This window comes from Paraburkholderia mimosarum LMG 23256 = NBRC 106338 (assembly GCF_000739815.1).
GTDB lineage: Bacteria > Pseudomonadota > Gammaproteobacteria > Burkholderiales > Burkholderiaceae > Paraburkholderia > Paraburkholderia mimosarum.
Genome location: NZ_BBJJ01000208.1, coordinates 1 through 3016 on the forward strand (window position 1 = coordinate 1; position 3016 = coordinate 3016).

The 3016-nt window shown below is 59.9% G+C and carries 3 protein-coding genes; all 3 read left to right on the top strand.

Going from position 1 to position 3016, the window contains the following annotated elements:
- Positions 1-394: 394 nt before the first annotated feature.
- Entirely contained in the window at positions 395-982 is a 588-nt protein-coding gene (locus tag BMI01S_RS36625; RefSeq protein ID WP_028233031.1) for a BPSL1445 family SYLF domain-containing lipoprotein, read from the top strand.
- Between the two features lie 121 nt (positions 983-1103).
- Positions 1104-2390: an LssY C-terminal domain-containing protein gene (locus tag BMI01S_RS36630; RefSeq protein WP_036047206.1), complete on the top strand. Its 1287-nt coding sequence runs from the start codon at positions 1104-1106 to the stop codon at positions 2388-2390.
- 131 nt (positions 2391-2521) lie between these two features.
- Positions 2522-3010 (top strand): hypothetical protein, encoded by a 489-nt coding sequence (locus BMI01S_RS36635; protein ID WP_174480195.1) that lies wholly within the window; start codon positions 2522-2524, stop codon positions 3008-3010.
- Positions 3011-3016: the final 6 nt, after the last annotated feature.

Here is a 3016-nt window from a genome sequence, read left to right on the forward strand (position 1 = left end):
TGCTAAGTCCTATTGCGCAACGCGCGCGTCTGCCAAATATTGTCTGGTGCGCCGACAGAACAGGAGCGCGGTCGAATCAGATTGGCCAAAATTCCCGCATCGCAAGACGAAGAGGCTTCGCTGGCCTCCGGTTCGAACTTCACCAGGCTAGCGGCGCCACAATGCTTGCTTTGCAGTCCAATGGCTTGCGTCGAGACGATTGAAGTGCCTGCAACAACCGGCGCCACCGCCGGCTCCGTCCGTGAAAGTTTCGCGTTGCATGATTTTCGGATGAAGCACGCACCTGGGTTGAACATGTCGTGCCCACAACATCGCCGACACATCAATTGCACGCATAACGCCGGTTAATTAACGAAGTTAGTGAATTCGACCGTAACCCTCGACGGAGGTGGTCATGCGCAGAAGATGCTTTCTGAGGACAGGTGCCGCAACGCTAACGATCGTGGGACTCGGGCTGGCCAGAGTCCCGACGATGATGACCGAAGCCGTTGCCGCAGAATCCGATGCGGCGAAGCGCCACGAAATCGATACGCAGGTGAGCGAAACACTGTCGCGGCTGTTCGAGACGGACCAAGGCTCGAAAGAGCTGGTCGCGAAGGCGAACGGCGTACTCGTATTTCCGTCGGTGATCAAGGCAGGGTTCATCGCGGGGGGAGAATACGGCAAAGGCGCTTTGCGGGTAGCTGGAAAAACGGTCGGCTACTACAGCACGGCGGCGGGTTCATTCGGCCTGCAGGCAGGCGCTCAATCGAAGGCCGTCATTTTCCTGTTCATGACGCATGATGCGCTCAGCAGCTTCCGCAACTCGAAAGGCTGGTCAGTCGGTGGAGAAGGTTCCGTTGCGCTGTTGAAAGTCGGCGCGAATGGCGAGATCGATACTACAACGGCCACCTCACCCGTCGAAGCCATCGTGCTCACCAATGCGGGGCTAATGGGGGACGTGTCGCTGGCCGGCACCAAGGTTTCTCGACTGAAGCTTTAAAGTCCAGCGCAAGCATGATCGGCGCGTCCCCTGCGGTCACATCTGCGAGAGGCCGCTGACCCTCGCAAGAGGACCACAAGCACGGGCACGAGCACGAGCACGATTGTCCGCGGGTGTCTCAATGAACCGCATTTTGACGCTGATGCTGGCGGTCTTCTCCGCCTGTCAATTCGGAGGATGCGCAGCAACGCCATCAGCCGTCGACGTGCACGGATATCAGAACCGCGCTGTGACACGCACAGAGGGCGGTGTGCGCGTGTTGACATCAGTGCTGTCGCCAGACGAGAGCCGCGCCGTCTACGGGGTCCCGCTTGCGGACAAGAAGATTCAGCCAGTCTGGATCGAGGTCCAGAATCAAGAGGATCGAAATTACTTTCTCCTCTCGCCCGGCCTGGATCCGAACTTCTTCCCTGCTTCAGAGGCTGAAGAGGCGTTTGCGAACAATGCCTCGCCGAATTCGCAGGCCGAGCTTGACCGGCGCTTTCGCGGTCTCGCCTTCCATAACCCCGTTCCACCGGGAAGGACGGTCTCCGGTTTCGTGCTGACCCACAGCAGCAGAGGCGTGAAGTTCGTACAGCTGGATCTGGTAGCGGACGGACGTGCCAGAACGTTTTCCGTTTTCACGGGGGTGCCGGGGTTCGAGGCCGACTACAAGAAAACCGAGGTATTCAAACGCATGGCCGAGCCGCACGAACCGGTTGTGAATTACACGGACGACGCGGCTTTCCGCAACGCACTCGAGGCGTTGCCGTGCTGCGCGACCAATGAGGACGGCTCGAAAAATGGCGATCCACTGAATCTGGTGATCGTGGGCGGCCTCGACGATGCTTTTCCCGCGCTTGTCCGCCGGGGCTGGAGTCCCACAGAGCAGAAGTGGTCGGGCGCAATCCGGCAGATGGTCAGCGCTGCCTTGTCTGGCGATCCGTATGTCAACGCACCGGTGAGCGATCTTTACTTCTTTGGACGCCCGCAGGATCTTGCGCTGCAAAAGGCACGCGACACTATCCACCAGCGCAACCATATGCGGCTTTGGCTCAGCAGCATGCGCTACCACGACAAACCCGTCTGGGTAGGCCAGATCAGTCGCGATATCGGTATCCGTCTGACTTTGCATTCCTCGACGCTCACGACGCACAAGATCGATCCCGACGTGGATGAGGCACGCACCGCGCTGACCGAAGACATGACGTATTCGCAGAATCTTGAGAAGATCGGCCTCGTGACAGGAGTCGGTGCCGCGCAGGAGACCGCACCGCGCGAAAATCTGACGACCGATCCGTACTACACCGATGGCTATCGTGTCGTGCTCATATTCGACCGCAGACCGACATCGCTTGCGGATATCGAAGTCTTACCCTGGGTGGCGCCGTACCGCGTTATCAACGTTGCCCCAGGAGCGAAGCCATGAGCATTTCGGCGCCATTGCGTCATGCGCTGGTTCGCTCGGCAAGTGGGCTATGCGTCGCGCTTGCGCTCGCTGGCTGTGCGACATGGCAGGCCCCACCGCAGGTTGACGAAACGCCGCTGCGTGAGCGCGCGGTGAGCGCCATCAGTCACGGCGTGCGTGTCAGTGCAACCGTGCTCGGCAGCGAAGACAGCAAGCGAATGTTCGGCGCGGACGTTACCCGAAACGGCGTCCAGCCGCTTTGGGTCGAGGTGCAGAACGGGACGTCCCGGGGCCTGTGGCTGCTGCGCTCGGGTACGGACCCTGACTATTTTTCGCCACATGAAGTCGCGTGGTCCATGCATACCATGCTTGGCGGTACAACGAATACGCGCATGGACGACTATTTCAGCGAGCTTGGATTCAAAAACCCGATCCCGCCCGGCGCGACTCGCTCGGGCATCCTGTTCACAAACCCGGATCATGTTACCAAGCTCGTCAACATCGACCTGTTCGGAAGCAAGACCCTGATCCCCTTCTCGCTCTTTCTCCGCGTGCCGGGCGGCACGGAGGATCCGCGGCTCGCGCAGCTCGCTGCCTCTTCTGCCGGCGCGGCGGTCACGGATTACAAGGATCTGACGTAACTGTTC